The 24,755-nt window shown below is 44.2% G+C and carries 19 protein-coding genes; 6 read left to right on the forward strand and 13 right to left on the reverse strand.

The window, feature by feature from the left end:
• Position 1: 1 nt before the first annotated feature.
• Positions 2-454 carry a universal stress protein gene (locus tag FTX54_RS02270; RefSeq protein ID WP_147803892.1) on the forward strand — a complete coding sequence of 151 codons (453 nt, stop codon included), beginning with the start codon at positions 2-4 and terminating at the stop codon, positions 452-454.
• 687 nt (positions 455-1,141) lie between these two features.
• Here FTX54_RS02270 and tkt read toward each other — a convergent pair.
• From tkt to FTX54_RS02300, 6 genes are all read right to left on the reverse strand, one after another.
• Entirely contained in the window at positions 1,142-3,160 is a 2,019-nt protein-coding gene (tkt, locus tag FTX54_RS02275) for a transketolase (RefSeq protein WP_147803893.1), read from the reverse strand.
• A 145-nt stretch (positions 3,161-3,305) separates the two neighbouring features.
• Positions 3,306-4,748, reverse strand: a complete 1,443-nt coding sequence (locus FTX54_RS02280) for a PTS mannitol transporter subunit IICB (protein ID WP_422387413.1) — start codon at positions 4,746-4,748, stop codon at positions 3,306-3,308.
• Positions 4,749-4,830: 82 nt separating this feature from the next.
• Positions 4,831-5,268, reverse strand: a complete 438-nt coding sequence (locus tag FTX54_RS02285; RefSeq protein WP_147803894.1) for a PTS sugar transporter subunit IIA — start codon at positions 5,266-5,268, stop codon at positions 4,831-4,833.
• A gap of 19 nt (positions 5,269-5,287) precedes the next feature.
• Positions 5,288-6,472, reverse strand: a complete 1,185-nt coding sequence (locus FTX54_RS02290) for a mannitol-1-phosphate 5-dehydrogenase (protein WP_147803895.1) — start codon at positions 6,470-6,472, stop codon at positions 5,288-5,290.
• A 66-nt stretch (positions 6,473-6,538) separates the two neighbouring features.
• Positions 6,539-7,096: a 6-phospho-3-hexuloisomerase gene (gene hxlB / locus FTX54_RS02295; protein ID WP_147803896.1), complete on the reverse strand. Its 558-nt coding sequence runs from the start codon at positions 7,094-7,096 to the stop codon at positions 6,539-6,541.
• Positions 7,096-7,806 carry a ribulose-phosphate 3-epimerase gene (locus tag FTX54_RS02300; RefSeq protein WP_147803897.1) on the reverse strand — a complete coding sequence of 237 codons (711 nt, stop codon included), beginning with the start codon at positions 7,804-7,806 and terminating at the stop codon, positions 7,096-7,098. Before FTX54_RS02300 ends, hxlB begins: the two co-directional genes overlap by 1 nt.
• Before the next feature lie 415 nt (positions 7,807-8,221).
• Between FTX54_RS02300 and FTX54_RS02305 the strand changes: the two genes are divergently transcribed.
• Positions 8,222-8,974, forward strand: a complete 753-nt coding sequence (locus FTX54_RS02305) for a DeoR/GlpR family DNA-binding transcription regulator (protein ID WP_147803898.1) — start codon at positions 8,222-8,224, stop codon at positions 8,972-8,974.
• An 854-nt stretch (positions 8,975-9,828) separates the two neighbouring features.
• Positions 9,829-11,799, forward strand: coding sequence for a phospholipase D-like domain-containing protein (locus tag FTX54_RS02310; RefSeq protein WP_147803899.1), 1,971 nt, complete (start codon positions 9,829-9,831; stop codon positions 11,797-11,799).
• Between the two features lie 734 nt (positions 11,800-12,533).
• On the opposite strand, the gene FTX54_RS02315 is transcribed toward FTX54_RS02310, so the two are convergent.
• Genes FTX54_RS02315 through FTX54_RS02340 form a run of 6 tightly spaced genes read right to left on the reverse strand, consistent with a single transcriptional unit; the run spans position 12,534 to position 19,840 of the window.
• Positions 12,534-14,120 (reverse strand): BCCT family transporter, encoded by a 1,587-nt coding sequence (locus tag FTX54_RS02315; RefSeq protein WP_147803900.1) that lies wholly within the window; start codon positions 14,118-14,120, stop codon positions 12,534-12,536.
• Positions 14,121-14,163: 43 nt separating this feature from the next.
• On the reverse strand, positions 14,164-14,898 hold the full coding sequence (locus FTX54_RS02320; RefSeq protein ID WP_147803901.1) for an IclR family transcriptional regulator: 735 nt from the start codon (positions 14,896-14,898) through the stop codon (positions 14,164-14,166).
• A gap of 57 nt (positions 14,899-14,955) precedes the next feature.
• Positions 14,956-16,419, reverse strand: a complete 1,464-nt coding sequence (locus FTX54_RS02325) for an aldehyde dehydrogenase family protein (RefSeq protein WP_147803902.1) — start codon at positions 16,417-16,419, stop codon at positions 14,956-14,958.
• A gap of 19 nt (positions 16,420-16,438) precedes the next feature.
• Positions 16,439-17,134, reverse strand: coding sequence for a DUF3726 domain-containing protein (locus tag FTX54_RS02330; RefSeq protein WP_147803903.1), 696 nt, complete (start codon positions 17,132-17,134; stop codon positions 16,439-16,441).
• A gap of 3 nt (positions 17,135-17,137) precedes the next feature.
• Complete coding sequence (locus tag FTX54_RS02335; protein WP_147803904.1) at positions 17,138-18,136, reverse strand: membrane dipeptidase; 999 nt, start codon at positions 18,134-18,136, stop codon at positions 17,138-17,140.
• Positions 18,137-18,139: 3 nt separating this feature from the next.
• Complete coding sequence (locus FTX54_RS02340) at positions 18,140-19,840, reverse strand: hypothetical protein (protein WP_147803905.1); 1,701 nt, start codon at positions 19,838-19,840, stop codon at positions 18,140-18,142.
• 307 nt (positions 19,841-20,147) lie between these two features.
• On the opposite strand from FTX54_RS02340, the gene FTX54_RS02345 reads away from it, so the two are divergent.
• Both FTX54_RS02345 and FTX54_RS02350 read left to right on the forward strand, forming a co-directional pair.
• Entirely contained in the window at positions 20,148-21,767 is a 1,620-nt protein-coding gene (locus FTX54_RS02345) for an AMP-binding protein (RefSeq protein WP_147803906.1), read from the forward strand.
• Between the two features lie 608 nt (positions 21,768-22,375).
• Positions 22,376-22,594 (forward strand): YdbC family protein, encoded by a 219-nt coding sequence (locus FTX54_RS02350; protein ID WP_147803907.1) that lies wholly within the window; start codon positions 22,376-22,378, stop codon positions 22,592-22,594.
• A gap of 49 nt (positions 22,595-22,643) precedes the next feature.
• On the opposite strand, the gene FTX54_RS02355 is transcribed toward FTX54_RS02350, so the two are convergent.
• A complete protein-coding gene (locus FTX54_RS02355; RefSeq protein ID WP_147803908.1) occupies positions 22,644-23,108 on the reverse strand; it encodes a GNAT family N-acetyltransferase in 465 nt (154 codons plus the stop codon).
• 795 nt (positions 23,109-23,903) lie between these two features.
• On the opposite strand from FTX54_RS02355, the gene FTX54_RS02360 reads away from it, so the two are divergent.
• Positions 23,904-24,596 carry a DNA alkylation repair protein gene (locus FTX54_RS02360; RefSeq protein ID WP_147803909.1) on the forward strand — a complete coding sequence of 231 codons (693 nt, stop codon included), beginning with the start codon at positions 23,904-23,906 and terminating at the stop codon, positions 24,594-24,596.
• Positions 24,597-24,755 lie beyond the last annotated feature (159 nt).

Here is a 24,755-nt window from a genome sequence, read left to right on the forward strand (position 1 = left end):
TATGACAGTTCGTTATAACACGATTCTTGTTGCGGTGGACGGATCGGACGAATCGAAACGAGCGTTGCGAAAAGCCATGGTATTGGCAAAAGACCACGGGGCAAAGCTGCTTTTAGCTCACATCATCGAGACGCTTACAACTGCGGCTCCAGGGCCCGGCAGCCAGGCTGTTTTTCCCGAAGTTGACGAGAAAGCCATCAACATGTTGAAGGAGTATAAGGAACTTGCTGAAAAGGAAGGAGTCACAGACGTTAAGGAGATTCTCGACTACGGTTCCCCGAAAGTGAAAATTGCAAAAGATGTGGCTAAAAAGTATCACGTAAATTTAATTGTAACCGGAGCTGCCGGTTTAAACGCTGTGGAAAAATTTCTCATAGGAAGTGTATCGCAGCATATTACCCGGCACGCCGCATGTGACGTGCTGGTCGTACGTTCGGAAACGGAAGATAAATAACCATACACGAAAAAGGGGCTCTCCTGTCGATACTATCGGCGGGAGAGCCCTTTAATGATTTTTTTATTACTTTTTTGAATAAAATCAGCTTTCGCTGCATAACACTTCGTTTTAAAAAAGGCTGCCGCCTTTCGTGCGGGTTTTTCTGGAATTTCTCTCCTTTGATGTATAGGAATTTACAGGTGAAAAATAAACAATCTAAAATAAAAAGCTATTTAGCGAAAAAACTACAGATCGAATTGAGCAGGTTTATTAAGTTTTGTATTTGTTCTGTAGCAGGGTGTGAAAACTAAGAGGTGGCCGACAGCGATAATACAATCGACTCGAAAGTTCCTCATTGTTTCTTTGATGCCCAAGGGGATTGTAATCAGTCTTTGGTTAATTCACCAATGTCTTCACCTGCAGCTCACATAACTTGATTATACATGTGAAATTAAAACACCCTCCCTGCAAACGAAGAACGTTGAAACAGGGAGGGTGTTGGTTTTGAATACGTGATCCGGATGAGAGGGCGGAGGCCGTTATATTTTGTGAATCGGGTTAGTGCAGACGGAACAGGGCTGGAATCTTCCAGTCAGACCAGCGTCAGCGGCCACTTGCTCGTTGTTTTCATGCCCGCCGATAACCTCGGGAGGATTCCCGATTTTGTTTTCCTTCTTTATTTCACCATAAAAGCACCCGTTTATTTCAGGGCTGGATTAACTTCTTCACTTTGGATACGACATGATCCTTGTTAAATCCGTACTCATGCAGCACTTCGTTCATGGCCCCTGAGGCACCGAATCTGTTAATGGTAAGCAAGTCTCCCAGCTCACCAGTATACCTTTCCCAGCCAAGGGAGGAGCCCATTTCAATGGCCAATCGTGCTTTTACATGAGAAGGGAGGACAGATTCTTTATACTCGTGCGATTGCGCTTCGAACAAATTCCATGAAGGAAAGCTGATAACAGAGACCGGAATGTTTTCTTTGGCCAATTCATTTTGGGCCTCCACAGCCAACTGTACTTCTGACCCCGTGGCTAACAGGAGAGCCATCGGTTCTTCTAAAACTGGCGCGGATACCACGTAGGCGCCTTTTTTTACGCCTTCCCTTGCTTTCTCTTTGGATCCGGGGATAGTTTGGAGATTCTGTCGTGACAGAATCAAGGCAGTAGGTGTCGCTGTGGATGTCATGGCCACCTGCCAGGCTGCCGCCGTTTCATTTCCATCTGCAGGACGAATGACATTCACGTTCGGCATAGCTCTTATGGCCGCCAGCTGCTCGACAGGTTGATGCGTCGGCCCGTCTTCACCAACTGCAACACTGTCGTGGGTAAATACATAGGTCACAGGTAAGTTCATCAGGGCCGCCAGTCTAATGGCCGGGCGGAGATAATCAGAGAAAACAAAGAATGTACCTGCGAATGCTTTTATGCCGCCATGAAGGGTCATACCGTTTAATGCGGCCCCCATAGCAAACTCCCGGACACCAAACCAGATGTTACGACCGGCATAGTCGGAAGAGGTGAAGTCTCCAGCATTTTGAATTGTTGTTTTGTTGGATCCTGCCAAATCTGCAGAACCTCCGAAAAAATGCGGCACCGCTTTCGCGATGGCATTGATGGCTTCCCCTGAAGAGGCCCTCGATGCTGGATTTGTGCCTGTATCATAGGATGGCAGTTGATCCGCCCATTTTTCAGGCAGGGTGTTGTTGATGGCATCGGTAAACTGTTTGGCTGAATCAGGGTATTTCTCCTGATAGCTGGAAACCATTTGCTGCCACTGGACTTCTTTTTTCTTTCCTGCTTCCATAACTTCTGACTCAAAGTGTTCGTAGACTTCTGCTGGCACGAAGAAATCCTCTTCAAAAGGCCAGTCATAGGCGGCCTTTGTCAGTTTGACTTCTTCTTCTCCCAGGGGAGCCCCATGTGCAGCAGAAGATCCTGAGCGGTTTGGTGATCCGAAGCCTATCGTTGTTTTCACTTCAATCATTGTTGGCTGCTGGTGATTACTTTTGGCCTGTTCAATGGCCATATCGATGTCAGTGAGATCGTTCCCGTCTTCCACCCGAATGACCTGCCAGCCGTAAGATTCAAAACGGCCGGCCACATTTTCGGAAAAAGACCGGTCCAGATCACCGTCAAGGGAGATGTCGTTTGAGTCATATAAAACAATAAGACGACCGAGCTTCAGATGACCTGCCAAAGAGGCGGCTTCAGAAGCAACGCCTTCCATTAAATCCCCGTCACCGCAAATACTGTAAGTGTAGTGATCAACGAGATTGAAATCCGGTTTATTGAAGGTTGCTGCCAGGTGGCGTTCTGCCATTGCCATTCCGACGGCCATGGCGATGCCTTGTCCGAGCGGGCCAGTCGTTGCTTCCACACCTGGAGTATGCCCGTATTCCGGATGACCGGGGGTTTTACTGCCCCATTGGCGGAACTGTTTCAGGTCATCTTTCGTCAAGGCGTATCCGGAAAGATGCAGCAGGCTGTAAAGCAGCATCGAACCATGCCCGGCAGACAGGATAAACCGGTCCCTGTTGAACCAGCCGGGATTCGCCGGATGATGATTCATATGCTTTGTCCAGAGCAGATAAGCCATCGGAGCCGCCCCCATGGGAAGGCCGGGATGACCGGAATTTGCTTTTTCTACGGCATCGATGGACAGGGTGCGAATTGTATTGATGGACAGCTGATCGATTTTTCTATTTAATTCGGTCTGCATTTTACCACTCCACCTTATGAATTATCTTCGTACCACGACAGGAGTTTATGTTTTCCTTATTTACTTTGATAGAACAAACGATAAAAGGGGTCATACATATTCCCTTTTATCGTTTGTTCCGACGTTTCTTCCAAAGGCGTGTGAATTATTTTTCTTTCAATTTTTCAATGAGATCGTCCAGTTTAGGATCGCCGATATAGTTCTCGATCGTAATGATTTCCTTATCTTCGAATGTCAGTCTCGCTCTATCCAGCAAATTTTTGTGAACAACGATAATATCTGAATCTGTCGGCACATCTTCAATTCTGAAGTGCTTCACTTCAATATCATTAATGTTTTCTTTTTTGAGTTTTTTCCTGAATGTTGTTGCTCCTAATGCGCTGCTTCCCGCACCGGCATCGCAGGCAAAAGAAATTTTATTGACTGTTTTTACGTCTTTTTCTTCAGAAGGGGCAAAAGCCTGTTTTCCTTCGGCCTTCATAGCTTTGGATTTTTTCATGGACTCCGTTAAGTTATCCTTTTCCTGATCTTCAGGTCCTTTTGTGAATTTCAATATCAAAGAAGTGACAACGAACGAGACAATTGTCGCGATGACAACACCTGATATGATACCTACGAAATTCCCGGGAGGGGTCAGTCCAAGATAAGCGAAGATAGAACCTGGACTTGGTCCGGCAACAAGGCCTGCATCAAAGAACTGGAATGTTGCGATACCGGACATTGCCCCTGCGATCATACCAAGGAGGGTCAATGGTCTCATCAGTACATACGGGAAGTACAGTTCATGGATACCGCCAAAGAAATGAATGATAATGGCACCAGGTGCAGTTCGTCGTGCTGTTTTGGTGCCAAAGAAAGTAAATGCCAGCAGGAGTCCCAAGCCAGGTCCAGGGTTCGATGCTACGGTGAAGTAAATGGATTGACCCAGATCCGCACTCTGCTGAAAGCCGAGTGGATAATAGATCCCCTGGTCAATCACGTTATTTAGGAACAATACTTTTGCCGGTTCATTTAATAATGACAAAAGTGGTAAATAACCTGTCTCTACCAATGCTTCAATCGCAACAGTCAAACCGTTGTTTGCGCTTTCAATAACCGGTCCGATGATTGTGTAGGAGAGAATCATCAGGAAGAAACCGATAATGCCGAGGGAGAAATTGTTTACAAGCATTTCAAACCCGGCACGTACTTTGTCTTCAATGAGCCGGTCAAATTGTTTGATAATCAAGCCGCCCAGCGGTCCGACGATCATTGCCCCAAGGAACATGGGGATATCGGCACCGATGATTAATCCCATCGCACCAATGGAACCCATAACCGCACCGCGTTGTCCGCCAACCAGCCGGCCGCCGGTATAAGCAAGAAGGAGGGGCAGGAGGTACGTGATCGTTGGGTCAACCATTGCTGCTAAATCTTCGTTCGGCATCCAGCCAGTCTCAATAAATAAAGCTGTCAGAATACCCCATGCAATAAATGCACCAATGTTCGGGATTACCATATTGGTCAAAAAGCCGCCCATAGCTTGAATCTTCGCACGTACTGAAGACTTTGGTGCATTGGTTTCTTCCATGCCAATTTGATCATTCATGGCATTTTCCACCTCTTTCTTTTAAATAGAATACAAAGACAACGTTTCGATTGCTTCGTTCCGGAAAACATCCATTTTTGAACTATTCAATGCTTTTGATCACCCTGATAATTTCATCCTTGCTTGATGCCTTCTCCAAACTGTTTTTAATATCATTATCTCCTAATATGGCGGCCAGATCTGCGATTAAATCCAGGTGTCCGTCACTGTCTGTAGCAGCCAGCGCGATGATAACGGTCACCGGCTTTTCCTCCGGGTACATAACGGGTTCTTCTAATTTCAGCAGTGATAGACCGTTCTGATTTACGCCTCCTTTGTTTTGAGCATGCGGCATCGCCACACCTGGTATAATGACGATATAAGAACCGAATTCATGAACGTTGCTAATCATATCCTGTACATAACTATCGTTGATTTTCCCTTGGTTTAATAAGGGTTCAGCAGCAGTACGGATGGATTCTTCCCATGACGAAACGGAATTCTTCAGCTGGATCGTTTCTTCTAAATATTCGCTTAACATGACTTTCAAGCCCCTTTCTTTATGACGGTAATACGGGAGACGTCTCGTTGTTTTTATGATCCTTTAAATCATGGTAATGATCGATAATGACTGCTTTCATACTGTGATCCTCGATCCTGGAAAATTGAATAATCGCTGCCTCAATCCCTTTTTCCCTAATGAAGTTCTGCAAAGTGACGGCTTCCTCATCTTCAGGGTTATCAAAGTGGTATCCCGCAGCAATGGCATAGGCCAAATGAGTGATCGGTAATCCGAGACTGTGCAGTTCTCGAGCCGGTTTGACCAAACGCTCGTCGTGACCCAGTTTTCGAATGGGAGCTCTTCCTACCCTGGATATATCATCACTGATATTTTTGTTTTTGAACCGCTTTAAGGTTTTATTGATATAGGCATCCATGTCTTCCCGCCTGACATCAAATTTTGTAATGAAGTACTGGGCTGTTTCATTCATCGTGCTTTTAATAAATTGTTCAATTTCGGGCTTATCCAAAGCGCTTTGAATGGTTGATTCATTAAAAAGGTTCGCAATATAGGCGGTGGCTGCATGAGCCATGTTCACAGAATAGAGCTTTCTTTCGATGAAGGGCTTCAGGTCATCAACGTAGGCTGCCCCTTGAATGGATGGCAGTTCATGATTTTTTATTTCCGTATGATTGATAACCCATTCGAAGATAGGTTCGACTAAAGCTGTTTCCTCCTCTTCTGCCTCTTTAGTAAGAGCCAGGCGGTCAACCGAAGCGTTTGGAAATCCGGTACATGCCAGAATATCCTGCATCTCTTTGAATGATACGAGCTTTCCGATTTCTGCTTTTAAGGTTGATGAAGCATTGATGGCATTTTCATTGGCAATGATATCGAGCTTCTTCTGATTCCACTTGAGCCGCTTCAACAGCCCTTTGGAAATAACATCGGCAATTCTGGGAAGATTGTCGATCCCGACAGAAGTTGTGATGATGTCTGCCTGTTCGATTTTGTCCATGACCTCTTTTTCCTGCGTTAAACTGTTCAATGCGGTAACGGGTGAAACCTCTTCAATGGTATGATGATCGTCGAGTATTTCAACATAATACCGGTTGCTGCGGTTGAAACGGTCAATGGCATGCTGATTCACATCAACAAAACATACTTCGTAACCGGTTTTGTTGAGCAGGTAACCGATAAAGCCTTTGCCAATATTTCCTGCCCCAAAATGTAGTGCCTGCATCGAATCTGCTCCTTTTCACTACCCTTATTAAATAGAGGGGATTTGATAGTCTTACAATACGACTGACTACTCCAGATTCGCGTGATGCTCCCATAAACTGTGCATATCAATGTCTTGTTCACGAACCAGCATGAGTGCCATTGAATCTCCCAAAAGCAGCAAAGTCTGTTCAAACAGACTTGTCATCGGTTGTACGGATGGTGTCTGATTCGGTAAGTTAAACTTCGTAGCGACGGGGATACGAACAAAATGATCGGAGTATTGCTTCATGGAACAATCCGGATTCGCTCCGATATGAGCCACTCTTGCATTAAACTGTTTGGCTTTTTTGGCAATAATTAATGGAAATGCCGATTCCCCGCTGCCAGAGCCGACGATCAATAGATCTTTATCGGTAATGGCGGGTTCTGTAATTTGACCGACCACATAAGTTTTAATCCCAAGGTGAGCGAGTCGTTTAGCCACTGATTGTAATGAAAGCAGTACCCTTCCAACCCCCACGAAAAATACTTTGTCCGCCTGCTTAATTTCAGCTAACAATTTCTCTACACTCTCATCATCGATTTGCTCCAGAGTATTGAAGATTTCTGCTCTGATCTCTTTTTGTACCTCACTGTAATTCATTATTTTAATGCCTCCCTTTTCGAAAGTCCCTCGGAAATTTTCTCTTCCATAATTATTTTATTTTCTCCCAGACTCCTTCCTTTAATGAACAAACTCGTGCTTCCTGCAACAAGGATATCGGCGCCTGCTCCCACTAGGTCCGGAATCGACTCCAAAGACACTCTGCCATCGACCTCAATTCTTGTATTTAGTCCTTTTTCCTCGATGAGCTTCTTCAGATCGCTGATTTTCTGAACGGCATAAGGTATTTGTTTTTCGTTTTTGTCGGTTGCAAAACCAGGATTGATCAGCATTAATAAAACAGTATCGCACTGGGGGAGGATGTACTCCAGAGATGTAAGGGGGGTGGAGGGCGTTAATGCAACGCCAACTTTTGCCCCGCTGTTACGGATTAAGTTCACGTAACGATCCACATGGATACTTGTTTCCAAATGAAATGATATTTGTTCAACGCCAATATTAATCATTTCCTGAATTAAAAATTCATTATCATTTCCCATGAGGTGGACATCGAAATCGATATTCGTTATTTTTCGCAGCTGCTTCACCGTGTCGATACCTAATGGCATGCTTGGACTGAATGAACCGTCGATGATGTCGATATGCAATGTATCGATACCTTCTTTTTCAATATCCCTCACACTTCTCTCTAAATTGAGTAAATCCGAACTCATAATCGATGGGGCGATCGTGACATTCGTTTTTTGCATGTTAATGCCTCCTTTTGCTTGTTTTAGAAAATAAATGTCGATTTGCGTCACTGCTTATGGATGCTGCATCAATGGGAGTCCTATAATGAAAAATATATTTAAAATGCGTACTTGTAGAATGTTTACAGAGTGCAGTATAGGTTCCACATAAGATGAAATATTCCACATATTAGAAATTTAATTAAGTGAAAATGAAAATTAACCCATTTTTTGCATATATTTATGCATGTTATTGCTTGTTTGTGCTGTTAAATAGATAATAAAACGTTTACAACAAAAAGTAAACACTTTTTTTGCTTTTTTTATGCTTTTTATTTGCTTGTTTGTGCGTGTTGTCTGATAATATTGCATGTTTTTACGTTTTTGCGGTACAATAAGAATGGAATAGTAAAATAAATACAAAGGGTGAAAGCTCGTGTTGAAACAGGAACGGCAGCAAAAAATATTAAAAATATTAAATGAAGAACAAAAAGTGATAGCCAGTGATCTTAGTCAGAGGCTCTCTGTTTCGGAGGATACGATCCGGAGGGATTTAAAAGAGCTCGATCGTAAAGAACTGATAAAGCGGGTGCACAGTGGGGCATTGAGGGTCGGTCCGCCTGTAGTGGACTTCTATACACGGCAGAATGTCAAAAGTGATATTAAAATGCGTTTAGCTAATAAAGCTATGGAATTAGTTAAAGATAATATGGTGCTGTTAATAGATGGGGGAACGACCAATTTAAATTTTGTTAATCAACTTCCGAGAACTTATAAGGGGACAGTCATTACAAACAGCCCGCCGATCGCCATGGATTTGTCGAATCACAATGATGTGGAAGTAATCATGATCGGGGGATCATTGTTTAAAGAATCCATGGTCAATCTGGGGATTGAAACGGTGGAATCATTGAATAACATGCGGGCAGATTTATATATCATGGGTATTCATAAAATTGATGCCAACATTGGCATTAGTCTGCCGAATCTTGCTGAAGCAGCAGTGAAACGAAAGATGGCTGCAGTATCAAATGAAGTATTAAGCATGGTAACGGCTGATAAATTAAACACATTCTCCAACCATATTGTTTCACCAGCGAACGTGCTGTCGTATTTAATTACAGAAGATCTTCAACCTGATATTCTGCAGTTATATAAGAGTCAACAGATAGCCGTCATGACTGTATAAATATTAAATCCGGATCAGAAAATAAAACCTTCCCCTTTTTCTTACGCCAATTGCAGACTGAAAAGGCCATCGCAGCTCCCGGAGGAAATGTACATAAAAAACTTATTTAATTTGGTTTTTTCCCAACGTCTATACAAATAAAGGTTACCCAACCGACGGGCCGATAAATGGCAGTACCAAGAAGGAAAAGACAAGCAGGGCACCTAATCAAGCAGCTGAAATGTATGGTGTGAAAGGTGGGGCCAGTTGACCCGCCGGCCGAAGCAGCAAGATTAACAGGGGAGGCCTGGCAAGAGCAGCTTGAAGATTGGAAAGCTAATATAGAATCTATTACTATCAATTAAGGGGCTGCCCCGTCGATATCATCGACGGGGCAGCCCCTTATAATGTGAAAAAGGAAAGAAGAATAATGGTGAAAAAAGCAAGAAAGCGGGAAGGGAGGGAATAAGATTTTTAAAAAGAGCGTTCTTGAGATGATTTAGCAGTCACAATTATAAAAGCAGGATATGGGTTAACGCCATTCCATTTCCTAAAAGCAACGCTGTATATGAAATAAAGAACGAGAGGTTGATTATCTATTATTCGCGGGTCGGGAATACAGAAGTCGTTGCGAAAGAAATACACCGGCTGACAAAAAGAAAGAACTAATTTTCGACGGCAATTGACAATACCCTGTATGCCCCGTACTATTTTATTCAGTTGGAATTTTCTGAATTCATTATTGAAAATTAGTTCACTTCAGAGAAATTCCACGAACTTTTGTTCCTTTATGAATAGGGCCAATAGAGGGACTCTGCTGGCAGGAGATTGAGAAATTCTGTCAGACATTATTTTTTTGAAAGGGTGTGCGAAACATGGGAACAAGTATATGGAGAAAAGCGGTGCTGGCTGTTCTGGCTGCCGCAGTTATGATCCCCGGATTGCCTGAAAGCGAAACGCTTGCCGCAGAGTCCCCGGTCGTCGTAAATGAAATCGCCTGGATGGGAACGACCGAAAGTTACACGAATGAGTGGATGGAGCTTTACAATCCAGGGACAGAAGCTGTATCGCTGGATGGATGGACGCTTGAATCGCAGGATGGAACGCCTGCTGTTGAACTGGAAGGGAGCATTGAAGCAGGAGGGTATTATCTGCTCGAGCGAACCGATGATGATTCCGTTCCGGAGAAAGAAGCCGATCTGATTTACACCGGGAATCTCGGCAATGACGGAGAATACATAGAACTGCGTTCAAGCACAGGGGAGCTTCAGGATGAAGTGGATGACTGGCACGCCGGAGATAATTCGTCGAAAGCTGCGATGGCTCGTGTGGATGCACAAAAGCCGGGGACTGATCGGGACAACTGGAAGGATGCAGAAGCGGAATATACCGGAGGGACGGGAACGCCTGGTAGTGAGAACACTGTAAGTCCGGCAGAAGATGCAGAGCAGGTCAACTGCACGGACACGACCGAAACAGTCAATCAGGTATCGGAGGAACTGGGCGCCATCAACGTCTATTTCAACAAGTGTGCAGATACGTCTTTTGCAGCGGATGAGAATGAAGCTAATTACAATGTAAATCTGGAAGAGCGGCTGATCAAACGGCTGAATGAAGCAGAGACGTCGATCGACCTGCAGGCATATGAAATCAATCTGCCGGGAATTATCGATACGCTTCAGTCGCGAGCTGCGGACGGGATTGATGTCCGGGTGGTTGCGGATGCCAAGGATGCAGAAGATCCTCATTATGAAGAACGTTATCAGACGATGCGGCTGCTGCTGGAGCAGCTCGTTCGCGGAGAAGATGGAGAAATTGGGACGGATGACGATGTTCACGTATTTTCCGAATCACCGATGTTTGCAGTAGAAGACAGTTCCCTCAGGTCAGAATATGACTTGCCGGCAGTCACTGATATAGGAGAAGTGACCGTTGATGTTGGTAATGGGGAAGAAACGGGGCGCATGTTTGTGGAAGGCGAAGCAAAAGCGGAAGATTCCTATTACAGTGTCGGAACCCAGATGCATAACAAATTTGCTGTCGTCGACGAGGAGTGGGTATTTACCGGCAGCTGGAATTTTACTGTTACCGGTTTATACGGTACGGAAGAAAATATGGAAAACGGTGTTCTGGAGGGAAACCAGCAGCATGTGGTGGAAATCCGCTGGCCGGAACTTGCTGAGGTATATACAACAGAATTTAATGAGATGTGGGGAGGTGCCGGTATGACGCCGGACCCAGAGGCGTCAAACTTTAACACACGCAAAGAGGACAATACCGTGCACCAGATTGATGTAGACGGTGTGGAAGTCCAGAGTTATTTTTCTCCCTCGGATAATGCGGTCGGGGAAATGACGCAGTATGTAAAGGAAGAGGCAGATCACAGTGCTCTGTTTACCATTTTTGCCTGGAGTGATCAGGCACTGGTGGATGAATTGAAGTACAAATGGGAAAACTCCTACGAGGATAATGTCGGAGAACAGACCGGGTTTGATGTTAAAGGAGTGTACGACTCCAGCTTCTGGAACCAGTGGTGGTCTGCAAGTATCGAAATGCGCGGTGAGGAAGCCTCACAGGAGAGCGAAAACAATCCAAATATCCGCTGGGCTAATGCTGCGCCGGTGTATAAAGACAACGAAAGCCGGAAGCTTCACAGCAAAACGATGGTGATTGATGCGGATACAGCGAGTGATCCAACAGTCATTATGGGAGCAACGAACTGGAGTAATAACGGGAACAGCGTGAATGACGAGAACATGCTCTTTATTCATGATGAAGCCATTGCGAATCAGTTTGTTCAGGAAATGAACGCCCGCTATATTGATGCAGGCGGAAGTATTCAATAGCGCTGTACGAATCGACGGGGAGGCCGGTGTCTTTAGTGCCGAAAAGAGAAAGGGACTGCGGTAGATTGATACATCAATATAGGAAAAGGGAAGCGGTAATAATTGATTCTATGTGATGTCGATAAACCTGCTTGCCGGTTTTCTATTTTCCACTCTTTTGGTTGAAGGATATCAAGTTGTGCTTCCAGTGTTTTGGCTTCCTTCAAACGAATTGGTTCTAAGGATGTGAAGTACAAACCTAGAATTGTATTTCAATACAGGTTCTGAGGAAAAAGGAACAACTAATTGGCAGAAAAAAAGTCCTCTTCACCAGCAACACTGTTATGGCCTCTGTTTTTTATGTCAACAAAGGCCGGCAACTATTATTGGTGGAGAGGTGTGCTTTGTAAAAAACTGTTCTAATTAATTATCTTTCATATAATTGAACTTAATATTTATAAAGACAGAATGTATGGCCTCGAAAGCAGTCTTCACTATCGAAGAAAAAGGGTGTTAGCCTTTTTAACAGCAGACCAAACTTGCAGGAAGAACAAAAAATAGGACAGGCAGCTGCAGGGTACATGAGGCGGATCCGAGGCGATCAAGAACGAGACGAAAATCCATTCCGTTCGGCAAAAGGGAGGACGGAATTAACTTAGACCGGCCCTGCGCCTCCCATGGAAACGAAGGCGCACGCTTATTTTATTTTCAAAGCAGCCTAATGAAAAGAGCAAAAATGGAGCAGCATTTAATATTTATTTAGTCTGCCTGAGAACTTCCGCCTCTTTTGATATTTGTTTCTTTTCTGCAATTGTTATAACCCCTTGTTGAATGGCCATTTTTTTAGCTGTCTGCGGGGCAAGCCAAAGTGTGGGAAGTAAAATTAATGATACAGGAACAGCGGTAACTACAATAAAAGATTGAATTGCATTTACGCTTCCTTCACCGATAAAAAGAAGACTGGCAGCGACTGCACCCATCGTGACGGCCCAGAACACTCGAACGTAAGGGTGGGGGTCATTGTTCCCGCTTACCACTAGAGAAATGGTATAGGACATTGAATCCGTAGTCGTTACTACAAACAGAATTGTAACAATTAAAAAACAGAAAGCAATGAATGTACCCAGAGGCAGCTGTTGGACGATTGCAATCATGGAGGCAGGCAGCCCCGATTCAAAAAGAGCATTAGAAACAGAGCCTGGATTATTTATTTCGTAAAAAATACCGGACCCGCCGACAATTGTAAACCAAAAATTTGTTACAAGCGGGGCGATTATTGCAATAGCCAGTATTAATTGTCTAATGGTTCTTCCACGAGAGATTCTTGTGATAAAAATAGCCATCATCGGTCCATACCCCAAAAACCAGCCCCAGAAAAAGACGGTCCATAACCCGAGCCATTCGCCATCTCCTCGAAAGGTAGTCATTCTTGCAAAATCTTGAACGTAAAAACCGAAGGAAGAAATAAATGAATTAATAATAAATCCACCAGGTCCGATAAGTAGAATAAATATAATAAGACCGATCGTAAACCAAACATTATACCGGCTTAGAATTTGTATTCCGCGGTGTATTCCAGTTACAGCGGAAATCGAGGCGATAACCACCAAACCAATCACAATGGCCAGCTGAATTGGAAATTCATTAGGAATTCCCAGTAATGTTTCAAATCCGTAGCCGGCCTGTAGTCCCAAGAATCCAATTGGTCCAATTGTACCAGCTGCTACAGCAACAACGGAACAAACATCGACAGTTGTTCCCAGCGGGCTGTTTCTGGCAATCTTTTCTCCGAAAATCGGATAAAGAAGGGATCGTGGTTTCAGCGGCATGCCTTTTTGGTAATGAGCATACATTAAAACAATTGTACTTAGTGTACCCAGGATGGCCCAGGCAAGAAATCCCCAGTGCAAAAAGCTTTGTGCTAAAGCAGGGGAAGCTGCTTCTGGTGATCCGCTCTCTATTCCTGAAAAAATCGGCGGAAGCTCCATAAAATGATATATTGGCTCCGCTGCTGCCCAGAAAACCCCGCCACCGGCTAACAGTGTACACATGATAATGGAAATCCATTTAAAGTTACTGAATTCCGGTCTCTCCATTTCTCCCAGTTTTACTTTTCCATACTTTGAAAAAGCTAAATAAAGAGCAACTAGAAAGGTACCTAATAAAAGCATCTGCCAAAAAGCTCCAAAATACGTAACGGCCCATCCGAATGTCACATTCACAAAATGACTAACACCTTCAGCGTTCAGAATTGAAAAGAATACAAAAACTAAAAGAATTCCTCCGCTTATGATGACGACAGGCCAGTCATTTTCTCCTAATGCGGGAGTTTTTTTAAGCATTATATACCTTCTTTCCTGTCTTAATTGTCACTTTTTTTCATCGCTACATATCCTTTGTAATCTGCTTCGTGACTTCAAGCAGCTTTGGAATATGAGCAGTCATCGTGTCTTTATTCCATCGAAACATCGGTCCTGATATAGAAACTGCCCCAATCACTCTCTGCTGCCGATCAAAAACAGGAGCTGACAAAGCAGCAACATTTTTATTAATTTCCTCTTCGTTTAATGCGTAGCCAGTTTGCTTCGTCAACGAAAGACGCCACTCTACTTCTTCTCTTTCATTTTCCGGGAGATTTTTAATTATCTGTTCTTTTCTACCTTTCGACATAAAAGCCAGAATGGCGCGGCCGGTTGCTCCTTTGTAAAGAGGGAGACGTTTGCCTATGCCAACAGATCGGCGTATTTCCTGTTTACTCTCAATTTCTATAGCGCATATTCTGACCGGTCCTTTAGGAACATAAAATCCTACTGTTTCGCCTGTTATTTCTCTTAATTCCTCCAGTACAGGTTCAATAACAGAGGCAACAGGCAGATCGGTTAAAATTTTATTGGCATAATCTAAAAAGAGTGTTCCTAACGAATATTTTTTCGTCTGGGGGTCCTGAAAAACCATATTTTCCATTTTAAGAGTTGATAATAAACGATGAACGATCGTAGTAGAAAAACCAAGGGCGTTACTAATATCATTAACGCCCTTGGGACCTTGTGATTCATTTAAATAATTTAAAAGTTGAATTGCTTTTAACACAGTTGAAGACGTTGTTGTATTTCCGCTCATTCTAATCCTCTCCCTGCCGTTTGATTGTTTTCTATTTTAACACAGGGAGATTTTCAATTAATCCGTCTTAATATAACGGGTTTTATACTGGTTATAGAAATCAAGCGCTTCTCTTCCAAGTTCTTTAAACGTGCCAAGACCTGAAGATTTATACCCTCCAAACGGAGCTTGGAAAAACGTTCCCGTAGTAGGCATATTTGCTTTTACAAGTCCTGCTTCAATATCGTTAAAGGCCTGAGTCATATAGTCAATATTTTTAGTGCAGATGGAGGCTGTCAATCCATAATCTGTGGCATTGGCCAATTGAATTGCTTCATCAATTGAGGAGGCTTCGAAAACAGCAATGACCGGACCGAATACTTCTTCTTGAGCAATTCTCATCTGATGGTTGACTTGATCAATTACAGTAGGGGAGACGTAAAACCCGTCTGCATAATCTCCTTCTGTCAGTGCTTTCCCGCCGGTTACTATTTTAGCACCTTCTTTTTCAGCACTTTTTATCAGGTCGAACGTAGAGTCTAATTCCTGCTGATTGACCTGCGGCCCCATGGTCACACCGTCTTCGAGCCCGTTACCGACCGAGATTTTTTCTGTTTCTTCAATTAATTTTCGCAGAAATTCTTTCTTCACCTTTTCATGGACAATGACCCGTCCAGTCGCCGTGCAGGCTTGACCAGCCTGGCCAAATCCTCCTTTAACAGCGAGGTCGACAGCCTCATCCAGATTAGCATCTTCCATGACGAGCAGTGGATTCTTTCCGCCCATCTCGAGGTGAACCCGCTTCATCTGTCTGCCCGCTGCTTCATGAATTTTTGCCCCTACCTGGTTGGATCCTGTGAAGGAAACAGCGTTGACTTTGTCGCTCTCAATAATGGATGATACTTTGTTTCCTGGAATAATCAGATGGTTGATCACTCCTCCCGGGATACCTGCTTCCTCAAACACTTCCATTAATTTTGTCGCAGTGACAGGAGTCTCTGAAGATGTTTTTAATAGAACAGTATTGCCGCTCACAAGAGCTGGTGCTGACTTCCAGCATGGAATCGAAAGCGGGAAATTCCATGGTGTGACGGCCAGAATAACCCCTAGAGGTTCTGGTTTTGTTTCAATTTGAATGTTAGGCATATCAGAGGCGATGATTTTGCCTGTTAATCTTCTGCCTTCTCCACCATAAAAATTCAAAATTCCTGCTGAGAACTCCACTTCTTTCATAGCTTCTGCATACGTTTTGCCCATTTCTCTTACAATGGAAATAGCAAACTCCTGCTTTCGTTCTAAAAGTATAGACGCTGCTTTTTCCAAATAAGCACCCCGCTGCGGAGGAGCCGTTTTCTTCCAGCTGAGAGAAGCTTCATGAGCGGAGTCGATCGCATACCCGACGTCTTCATCACTTCCTTGTCCTGTATAAGAAATAACCTCTTTTGTAGCAGGGTTGATCACGGCATCCGGGGCACTTTCTGGAGAGATCCATTCCCCGTTAATAAATTGATTAAGTATTTCCTGTGTTTGAATGACAGACATGTTCATTTCTCCTCCCTTTTTATACGAGTGCTTGTTTTCCTTTTTCATCAAGTACCTTCCATAACCACTTATCGACATAGACACCTTTATTTTTCAATCTGGCTTCTTTGATTTTGATATCCTTGGAAGTTAAAAAATAAGCAGAGGTCTTGTTGTTAAGCACCTTAATTCTACTTTTCGTTTCCTGATTATTTTTTGAAATGTTAAAAAGGCAGGATATTCCTTTCTCAAACAGAAGTTGATTTACTTCAGAAAGCTTTAAAGTAAAAGCAAAGATTTCGTCTTCGTTTAAAGCGGTCATTACATGAACATTCGGATAGTCAGCCGGAATATAAATTTCTGCCTGACATCCTCTTTTAGCAGCCCGTCTGACGTTTTCCATCATAGATAAAGCAGGAAGGCATCTCGTTAAAGCGATCGGTTCTCCCTGAATCGAAGGCTGCTTACATAAAATTTCGTCAAAGATTAATCTTGAGATAATAAGACCGCTGTTCCTGTTTCCATCAATACACGTATTTCTTTGAATATAAATGCTCGGATACTCAGATTGTTCGAGTCTGGGCAGATGTGCATATAAATCTTTGAGTCCGCCCAGCCCCATGGCTTCCCCCCAGGCTACAAGCTCTGCTCCATCGTCGATACAGCCTGAAGGAACAAGACAAGCTTCCAGCACCTTCTTCACATGTGAAGTGAGCTCAGGATAAGTTACCCACATGATTTATCCCCCCTTGTTTGCTTCAAACCCTGCAGTGAAAAATTGCAGCCAGTTATTACCCATGATCGCATTTACGTCTTTCTCTGCCATTCCTGTTTCATACAACCCTTCTCTAATATTCGGGAAATCAGAAGGAGTCTGAAACCAGGACGGCCAAGAGGGCCAGCTCGGTTGAGAAGCCGAACCCGCACCATAATTTATTTCATGTGTCCATCTGCCCATTCTCATCCAATGAAGAAAATCTTCGGACATGTTCAACGTTAAATCCGTTCCTAAAGCCACTTTATCTACTCCCATGAAGTCGACGGTCTGCTTAATTAGATCAGTGAATTCACTTAATGTTGTTTCTTCACCGTTAATCAGGTGGGGATAAGCACACAAGCCTAGTATGCCTCCGTTATCACGTAGAGCGGAGAGTACTTTCTTTGACTTATTCCGCCCGGAAGGATAAATCCAATCCGGATTTGCATGAGTAATCGCTACAGGCCGGCTGGAATAGTTGATGGCGTCCAGAGTAGTCTGTGTTCCACAATGGGAAAGATCGATGATCACTCCTTCTTTATTCATGGCGTCAATGACATTTTTGCCAAACCGGGTAAGACCGCTGTCTCTTTCTTCGTAGCAGCTGCTTCCAACTAAATTCTGATTGTTGTATGTCAGCTGCATAATTTTAATGCCTAACTGATTAAAGACGGGAACCAGGGAAAGCTCATCTTCAATAAGTGACGTATTTTGAGTACCAAGAACGACCCCTATACGGCCGCTTGTTTTTGCTTTAAGGATATCTCCGCCGGTGTGCACCTGCATGACAAGATCCGAATTCTCATCAAAGAAACGCTTCCACTCACCAATTTTACTTAATGTTTCACGTGCGTTCTCCCAAAGACCGCAGCAGGCATGGACGCATGTTACCCCGCCTTTATGCAGGTCCAGAAGAAAATCCCGGTCCCAGTTGCTTAATTCGAGCCCGTCTATAATAAAAGGTTCATTAGCTAGTGCCATTGTCTATTCCTCCTGTTTCGGTAATAAAGGTAAGATCCAACCTTCAGAAAATGAATCGTTCAGCTCTTCTATCGTCGGGGCCCCCTGAAATAGAGTTACTCGTACCCATTCATTGGATTTAGGGCTAAATCGTTCTGCTCCAAACAAAGAGAGTTTACATCGTAAAAGATAGAGCGGAATTAAATTTTTACCAAGAAGGTTACCTTGAATTTCTCCATATGGCCAGTCGACTAAAGACTGGACCCGTTTAATAATAGGTTTAAAGTGCGGATAAGCCAGTACAAAGGTAGCTGCCATATCATCTGCTGTCTGGCATGTAAGCAGGCTGTATAACTGCTGTATCTGCCTTGCGTAGTCCAGACGGAGGGCTTTATCACTCCCCGCATCTTTTCCTGCAACGCCAATTCGCGGTTCTTCTTTCTCTCTCGATCGGAACCAGAAATAATAGTAGTCCTGCGGATGGGTGAAATCAAACTGAAACGCCCATCTGTAATCGCTTTCAATAATCTTAATGAGTTCTCCGATTTTCATTTCTGGTTCAAAGTCATACGTTTCGTTAACAACACTTTGATTTTCAAGATCCAGCAGGCTGTCAATGTTTATTTCCATTAAAAGGGAATGTAAAAATTCTTCTCCTTCAAAAGTCAGTTCGGGCTTGACTGCTTCCATATAATCTCCCCATCTTGAAAGGCGGGAAGTGGTGTTCACTTTCCAATTCTGCAATCGCTTGAGTGCTGTCAGACAATCGTGTGTCATTTGTTCAGGGGAATGAAAAGCTTCTTTTCCATCCACGTTGTATTCGCGGAAATATGCTATAGAATGTTCGAGCCATGTTTCAAGTGATCTTAATTGATCTGTATTCAACACCTTATTCTTTACTCGGGAAACAGCTTCTTCGCGCGTGTCGATCCAGCGGTGAATCAGCTTCGGATGGTACATTAAAAACGGGACCATCCCCAATCCTGTTGCATTGCCAACTCCAAGATAGCGCTTCCATTTTTGGCTGAGAGAAACAGCTGATTCGTTTTTACATTTGGCTATATGTTCAATAATGTCAAAGGAAGCCTGCCTTAAAAGATAAGCTGTAAACATCTGTGCCCGGAAAGCCCCGGCAAAAGGATGGGCAGCTGATAATTTATCAAAAGGAGCTAATCCAAATTTACCGTTGGCATAAAACGCTGTACTTCTGACTAAATAACCGGTTTTTATAAGCAGCTCTCCATGAGGCTGTTTTCCTTTTGAAAGCAGATCCACCACTTCATCAAATACTCTTGAACTGCGATTCGCTCTGGACCAGACTATATCCTGCATTTCTCCTCTTCCTGATTCCTGCTTTGGTAGTTCTTTCCGCAGTCGGATCAACTTCTCAGGGGATACTTCTCCTTCACATAATGCACAGGTCATATCCCACCTCTCGGAAACAACCCGGTCATTGCGGTCTTCTTCAATTATTTCATGCGAAAGCAGAATAAAATGGAAGAGTTTCCCTTCAGTTTGAATACGATAAATAATTTCGCCATTTCCGCCGGCATCCAGATCAAAAACCACTCGATCTATCTGCCATTGTTCTTTGTTGGCTTTACGAAGAACACTTCGGCTGAAGCTTAATGGATTTACCCGAAAAGCACCAATTCGTTCCGGAATCATCAATTCTTCGGGGGGTCTTTTCCAGGTTTTCTGTTTATCTTCACGTAAGAGGCTCATTGGTTTTACCTCCTTTCAATGTTTATATTCCTATTATAGGAACTTAATTCCTTTATTTAAACTAACGCTATCTTAATGAATAGAATCTAACAAGTCAATAATATTTTGATAATTCATATAGTTTTTAAGTAAAAGTATCTAGAGCAAATGTGATTAGTACGTATTCAGCTGAGCACGAAGATGCATTAACAAAGAAAAGACCTTTAAATGCCTTATTGGAAAAGTTTAAATTCTGTTTCTTTCGGGGTATAATCGTCATTGTCAGTACATTGAAAATATTTTATTTACGATTTGGAAGGTGGATACGATGTCAGTGAATCCGGAAAATCAGATAAACCAATGGATAGAAGAGTATGACCGCGGAGATCTTTCCGTCGCTCATGTACTCTGCGACCGCCACGATGCGAATAAAAAAGCACTGCTTTACGAAAATGAAGCAGGGGAAAAACAGACGTATACATACGGAAAGCTTAAGGAGCTCTCAGAGAAATTTGCCGGCGTACTTAAGACTCACGGAGTGAAAAAAGGAGATCGTGTCGCTGTACTGCTGCCGAAAGGCCCGGAGCTTCTCATTTCCGTATTAGCGATCTGGCGCCTTGGAGCAGTTCACGTGCCGCTTTTCACTGCTTTCGGGCCGCAGGCGGTCTCGTACAGAGTCGGAAACAGCGGAGCAGAAACGATTATTACGGATGCAGGAAACCGGGAGAAACTGAATACGATGGAGGCATCCAGCTTCCGTGTGATTACAGCCTCGTCTTCAACGGAAAAAGAAGTGCCGTCTTCCGATACACCTTTCTGGGAGGCGCTGCACGAAGCGGAGCCGGTTCATGAAAATACGGAAGTGACGGGAGACGACCTGTTTATTATCATCTACACTTCAGGGACGACAGGACACCCGAAAGGAGTGGAAGTGCCTGTTCGGGCGCTTGCAGCATTCCAGGGTTATATGCAGTTTGGGCTTGATCTGCGGCCGGACGATGTCTTCTGGAATGTGGCGGATCCGGGATGGGCGTACGGCCTGTACTATGGGATGGTCGGCCCGATGCTTCTCGGTCAGTCGTTTATTATGTTTAATGCGAAGTTCAGCGTGGAAGAAGCGTATCGGATTCTGAAGGAGTACGGCGTTACCAATTTTGCAGCCGCGCCGACAGTTTATCGTACGCTGCGGGCAGCGGGCATGCCCGAGGGGATAAAGGAAGACTTGAAAGTACGAGTACTCTCAAGCGCCGGGGAGCCGTTGAACCCGGACGTCAGCACGTGGGCAGAGACGCATTTCGGCATACCGGTCTACGATCATTACGGCCAGACGGAGCAGGGGATGGTCGTAAACAATCACCATCACCCCAAACTCGACCGCCCGGTGAAAGCAGGATCGATGGGACAGTCCATGCCCGGTTTCCGCGCCGCGATTGTGGATGATAACGGAACGGAACTGCCGGCCGGGGAAGAAGGACAGCTGGCCATTGATACGAAACATTCCCCGGTGTTCTGGTTCCGCGGGTACTACCGGGATGAGGAAAAGACGCGCGAACGCTTCATATCCGGCGGACGCTACTATCTGACCGGGGACACGGCGAGCCGGGACGAAGACGAATACGTTTATTTTTCCGGGCGCTCGGACGATATTATTTCCAGTTCAGGCTACCGGATCGGACCGTTTGAAGTCGAAAGTGCCTTAATGGGCCATGAAGCGGTAGCGGAATCCGGGGTCGTCGGCGTCCCGGACGAACAGCGCGGAGAGATCGTTAAAGCGCATGTAGTCCTGCTTCCGGGCTTCACTGAAAGCGAGGAATTAGCGAAAGATTTGAGCCAGTTTGTAAAAGGAAACTTATCCGCCCACGAATACCCGCGTGAAATTGAATTTGTAGAGGAACTGCCGAAAACGCCGAGCGGCAAAATTCAGCGCTTTCTCCTGCGAAACAGTTAAGACCCGCACCTGTTTTTACGAAATGAGAAATATTGTTCATTAAAAACAGAAGGATGTGTCTTTCATGGCAAACAAACGAAGAGGAAAGCGACCCGTGGAAGAAAGAGAAGATCCCGCAGGACGCAGGTTTTAGCCGGAAATCACCTTCACGGCAGAGCTGCAGCGAACTTTTCTACATTTATCAACACCTGAACTTTAACAGAGAAACTCATACAGGGTCGCTGCACCATGAATAGATAAAAATAGCCTTCTTTAGAAACGGAACTTCCCCTATACACAGGTGGAATTGATGATGTTCAAAAAGGGACGTTCTTTATTAGAAGACAGCTTCTGTACTGTCTTTTTTACCGTAAGCTGTAGTGGAGATGGGGCGACTCCGAGGCGATAAAGGACGAGCTGAAGATCCATTTCTTCCATACCGAAGGGCGGAAGAAATTAGCTGAAGCCGGCCCGCCCGGAAAGCGTCCCCATAGAAACGAAAGCTTCCATTCATTGTTTCTACACTTTATTTTCAAGGCAGCTTTTGTTTTTACTGCACGGGAAAAAAGTCGGAGCATTATGGCCGGGACTCTGGTTGAAGCAGACGAGCGTAAATGGAGGTGGAAATATTGGCAGATATTAAATATGAAATTATAGAACACCTCGGCGTCTTATCTGAATCCTCGAAAGGGTGGAAAAAAGAGCTGAACCTCGTCAGCTGGAACGGAAGAGACCCGAAGTACGACCTGAGAGAATGGGCGCCGGATCATGAAAAAATGGGGAAAGGCGTCACGTTGACAGAAGAAGAAATCAAGCAGCTCGTGCATATCATGCAGAAAAAACAATAAAAACATAAACAAATCCGGCTCAAAAAATGTTTGAGCCGGATTTGTTTTTTTACCCGTCTATCGGTTCCTTTTTCATATAAAGAAATGGAGTCGCCTCGACCTCCAGCTTTCCTTCCTTGTATCCTTTGTAGCCGAGCTTTTCGTACAAAGCGATATTCTTTTTCGAACGGCCTCCCGTAAACAAATGGTAGGTGACATTTTCGAATTGCTTTTCGATTTCTTCCATCAGCTGTCTTCCTACCCCGCGGTTCTGCCAGCCGGGGTGGACCATCAGCTTATTAATATGACACGTACCGTCTTTTTCATAAGCTCTTACGGAACCGATGATTTGTTCTTCTTCGATATATTTAAGGACCACATTTCCCTCAAATGACTGCACGACAGCCGGCAGCTCCTCTCTTAAAGGCATAATGGTAAAATCATTGTACAGCTCTGCTTCACTGACATAAGCCAGTTTCTGGAGAGCTAATATTTCCGGCGCGTCTTCCACACCAGCGCGTTTTATTGTACCCACAGTCGATATCCTCCTTCTCTTCATTCCTGTAAGCCAACTTTATCAGATGCTGCCGTCAGAAGACAGGAAAGCTGACGGAAATGACTCTAAATAAATAATTTTTAAACTGAAAAACTGTCTTAAAGTCTGTCGTTGATACATGTAGAAAACTCCGCATCAACCCGGCAGGCTTGCCGTGGAGGAGATCTCCAGCTTTCTCGGGCTGCGCCCTGCGGGATCTTCCAATCTCCTTCTTCCACAGGCGTCCGCCGGTTTCCACTTCGTTTTGATTTCCCAATACAGAAAGCCCGTTGGTTGAATCAAGAAGGTACAAAGGTAGAAACCCAGTGCCAGGGCAGAAACGCCTGCGGGAAAAGAAAGCGGGAAGATCCTCTCGGACGCAAGAGGTAGAGCTGAAGGCTTTCTCCGCGACAGGTGGAAGAGCCGCAGGCACTCCAAAAACAGCACGGAGCTTCCCCTCTGTACAGGGCTAATGAATGGTGATCGGCAGGGGGTTCTTTATTTAGAAGGCAAATGATGCTCGGTCTTTTATACCGTAAGCTGGAGTGGACATGGGGCGACTCCGAGGCGATCAAGGACGAGCCGAAGATCCATTCCACCCGACCGCAGGGAGGACGGAATTAGCTGAGACCGGCCCGCCCAGAAAGCGTCCCCATGGAAACGAAAGCGCACGTTCATCTATTATCTACTTTATTTTCAAGGCAGCCAACTAAAAAAGAGAAGTTGTTATTATGACCGGATCCTTCTTTCCCGTATAATTAAACCAGCTTAAATACCTTAACAAAGGAGAGAACAATGGAAAATTCCGTTCGAAAGCAGCTTTTTGCCAGCATGGATACCAATTATCAGCAATTTGCCTCCTCCCTGTTACCGAACGTCGATAATGTACTCGGTGTAAGGCTGCCGGAACTTCGAAAAATAGCAAGACAAATAGCAAAAGAGGACTGGCGTACGTATCTTGAAACATCAGAAGAGGAATACTTTGAAGAAACGATGCTGCAGGGCATGGTGATTGGCCTTGTGGAGGCAGAGGTGGAAGAAAGGTTGTTGTACGTTTCAGCTTTTGTACCGAAAATAAATAACTGGTCTGTGTGCGACAGTTTCTGCGCAGGCCTTACATTCACAAAAAATAATAAGGAACGCGTATGGGAGTTTATCCAGCCGTATTTGTTTTCTGAAAAAGAATATGAAGTACGCTTCGGCGTAGTGATGCTCTTAAACTTTTATATCGAATCTGACTATATCGAAAGCGTGTTAAAACTTCTGGATCTTGTAAAACATGAAGGGTTCTATGCCAGAATGGCCGCAGCCTGGGCTGTGTCTATCTGTTACATCAAATTTCCGGAGAGGACGATGGAATTCTTAAAAAATAACACGCTCGATGATTTTACGTACAATAAATCTCTGCAGAAAATTATAGAATCGACGCGTGTCAGTAAAGAAACAAAAAACATCATGCGGGAAATGAAGCGGAAGAAAAGAAAGTGAGTTACCGAAGGATACTATTATCCGATTTACGAAAAGTTCTTCATTGAAATCCGTCGGTTAACAGCGACCGGACAGACAAAACACTTTGGAGACTTGGCTGTATTTCCAAAAGGTATAAAAAAAGAATAAAATCAAGTCAGAAAGAAGTTCTGGTAATTT

This window comes from Alkalicoccus halolimnae, assembly GCF_008014775.2.
GTDB lineage: Bacteria > Bacillota > Bacilli > Bacillales > Salisediminibacteriaceae > Alkalicoccus > Alkalicoccus halolimnae.

Excerpts from the sequence above, each read along its gene's own strand:
- FTX54_RS02340 (WP_147803905.1), bottom strand. The coding sequence starts at position 19,840 with ATGAGCCTCTTACGTGAAGATAAACAGAAAACCTGGAAAAGACCCCCC.
- FTX54_RS02330 (WP_147803903.1), bottom strand. The coding sequence starts at position 17,134 with ATGTGGGTAACTTATCCTGAGCTCACTTCACATGTGAAGAAGGTGCTG.
- FTX54_RS02285 (WP_147803894.1), bottom strand. The coding sequence starts at position 5,268 with ATGTTAAGCGAATATTTAGAAGAAACGATCCAGCTGAAGAATTCCGTT.
- FTX54_RS02325 (WP_147803902.1), bottom strand. The coding sequence starts at position 16,419 with ATGTCTGTCATTCAAACACAGGAAATACTTAATCAATTTATTAACGGG.
- FTX54_RS02345 (WP_147803906.1), top strand. The coding sequence starts at position 20,148 with ATGTCAGTGAATCCGGAAAATCAGATAAACCAATGGATAGAAGAGTAT.
- FTX54_RS02280 (WP_422387413.1), bottom strand. The coding sequence starts at position 4,748 with ATGAATGATCAAATTGGCATGGAAGAAACCAATGCACCAAAGTCTTCA.
- hxlB (WP_147803896.1), bottom strand. The coding sequence starts at position 7,096 with ATGAATTACAGTGAGGTACAAAAAGAGATCAGAGCAGAAATCTTCAAT.
- FTX54_RS02360 (WP_147803909.1), top strand. The coding sequence starts at position 23,904 with ATGGAAAATTCCGTTCGAAAGCAGCTTTTTGCCAGCATGGATACCAAT.
- FTX54_RS02270 (WP_147803892.1), top strand. The coding sequence starts at position 2 with ATGACAGTTCGTTATAACACGATTCTTGTTGCGGTGGACGGATCGGAC.
- FTX54_RS02300 (WP_147803897.1), bottom strand. The coding sequence starts at position 7,806 with ATGCAAAAAACGAATGTCACGATCGCCCCATCGATTATGAGTTCGGAT.
- FTX54_RS02315 (WP_147803900.1), bottom strand. The coding sequence starts at position 14,120 with ATGCTTAAAAAAACTCCCGCATTAGGAGAAAATGACTGGCCTGTCGTC.
- tkt (WP_147803893.1), bottom strand. The coding sequence starts at position 3,160 with ATGCAGACCGAATTAAATAGAAAAATCGATCAGCTGTCCATCAATACA.
- FTX54_RS02335 (WP_147803904.1), bottom strand. The coding sequence starts at position 18,136 with ATGGCACTAGCTAATGAACCTTTTATTATAGACGGGCTCGAATTAAGC.
- FTX54_RS02320 (WP_147803901.1), bottom strand. The coding sequence starts at position 14,898 with ATGAGCGGAAATACAACAACGTCTTCAACTGTGTTAAAAGCAATTCAA.
- FTX54_RS02310 (WP_147803899.1), top strand. The coding sequence starts at position 9,829 with ATGGGAACAAGTATATGGAGAAAAGCGGTGCTGGCTGTTCTGGCTGCC.
- FTX54_RS02290 (WP_147803895.1), bottom strand. The coding sequence starts at position 6,472 with ATGCAGGCACTACATTTTGGGGCAGGAAATATTGGCAAAGGCTTTATC.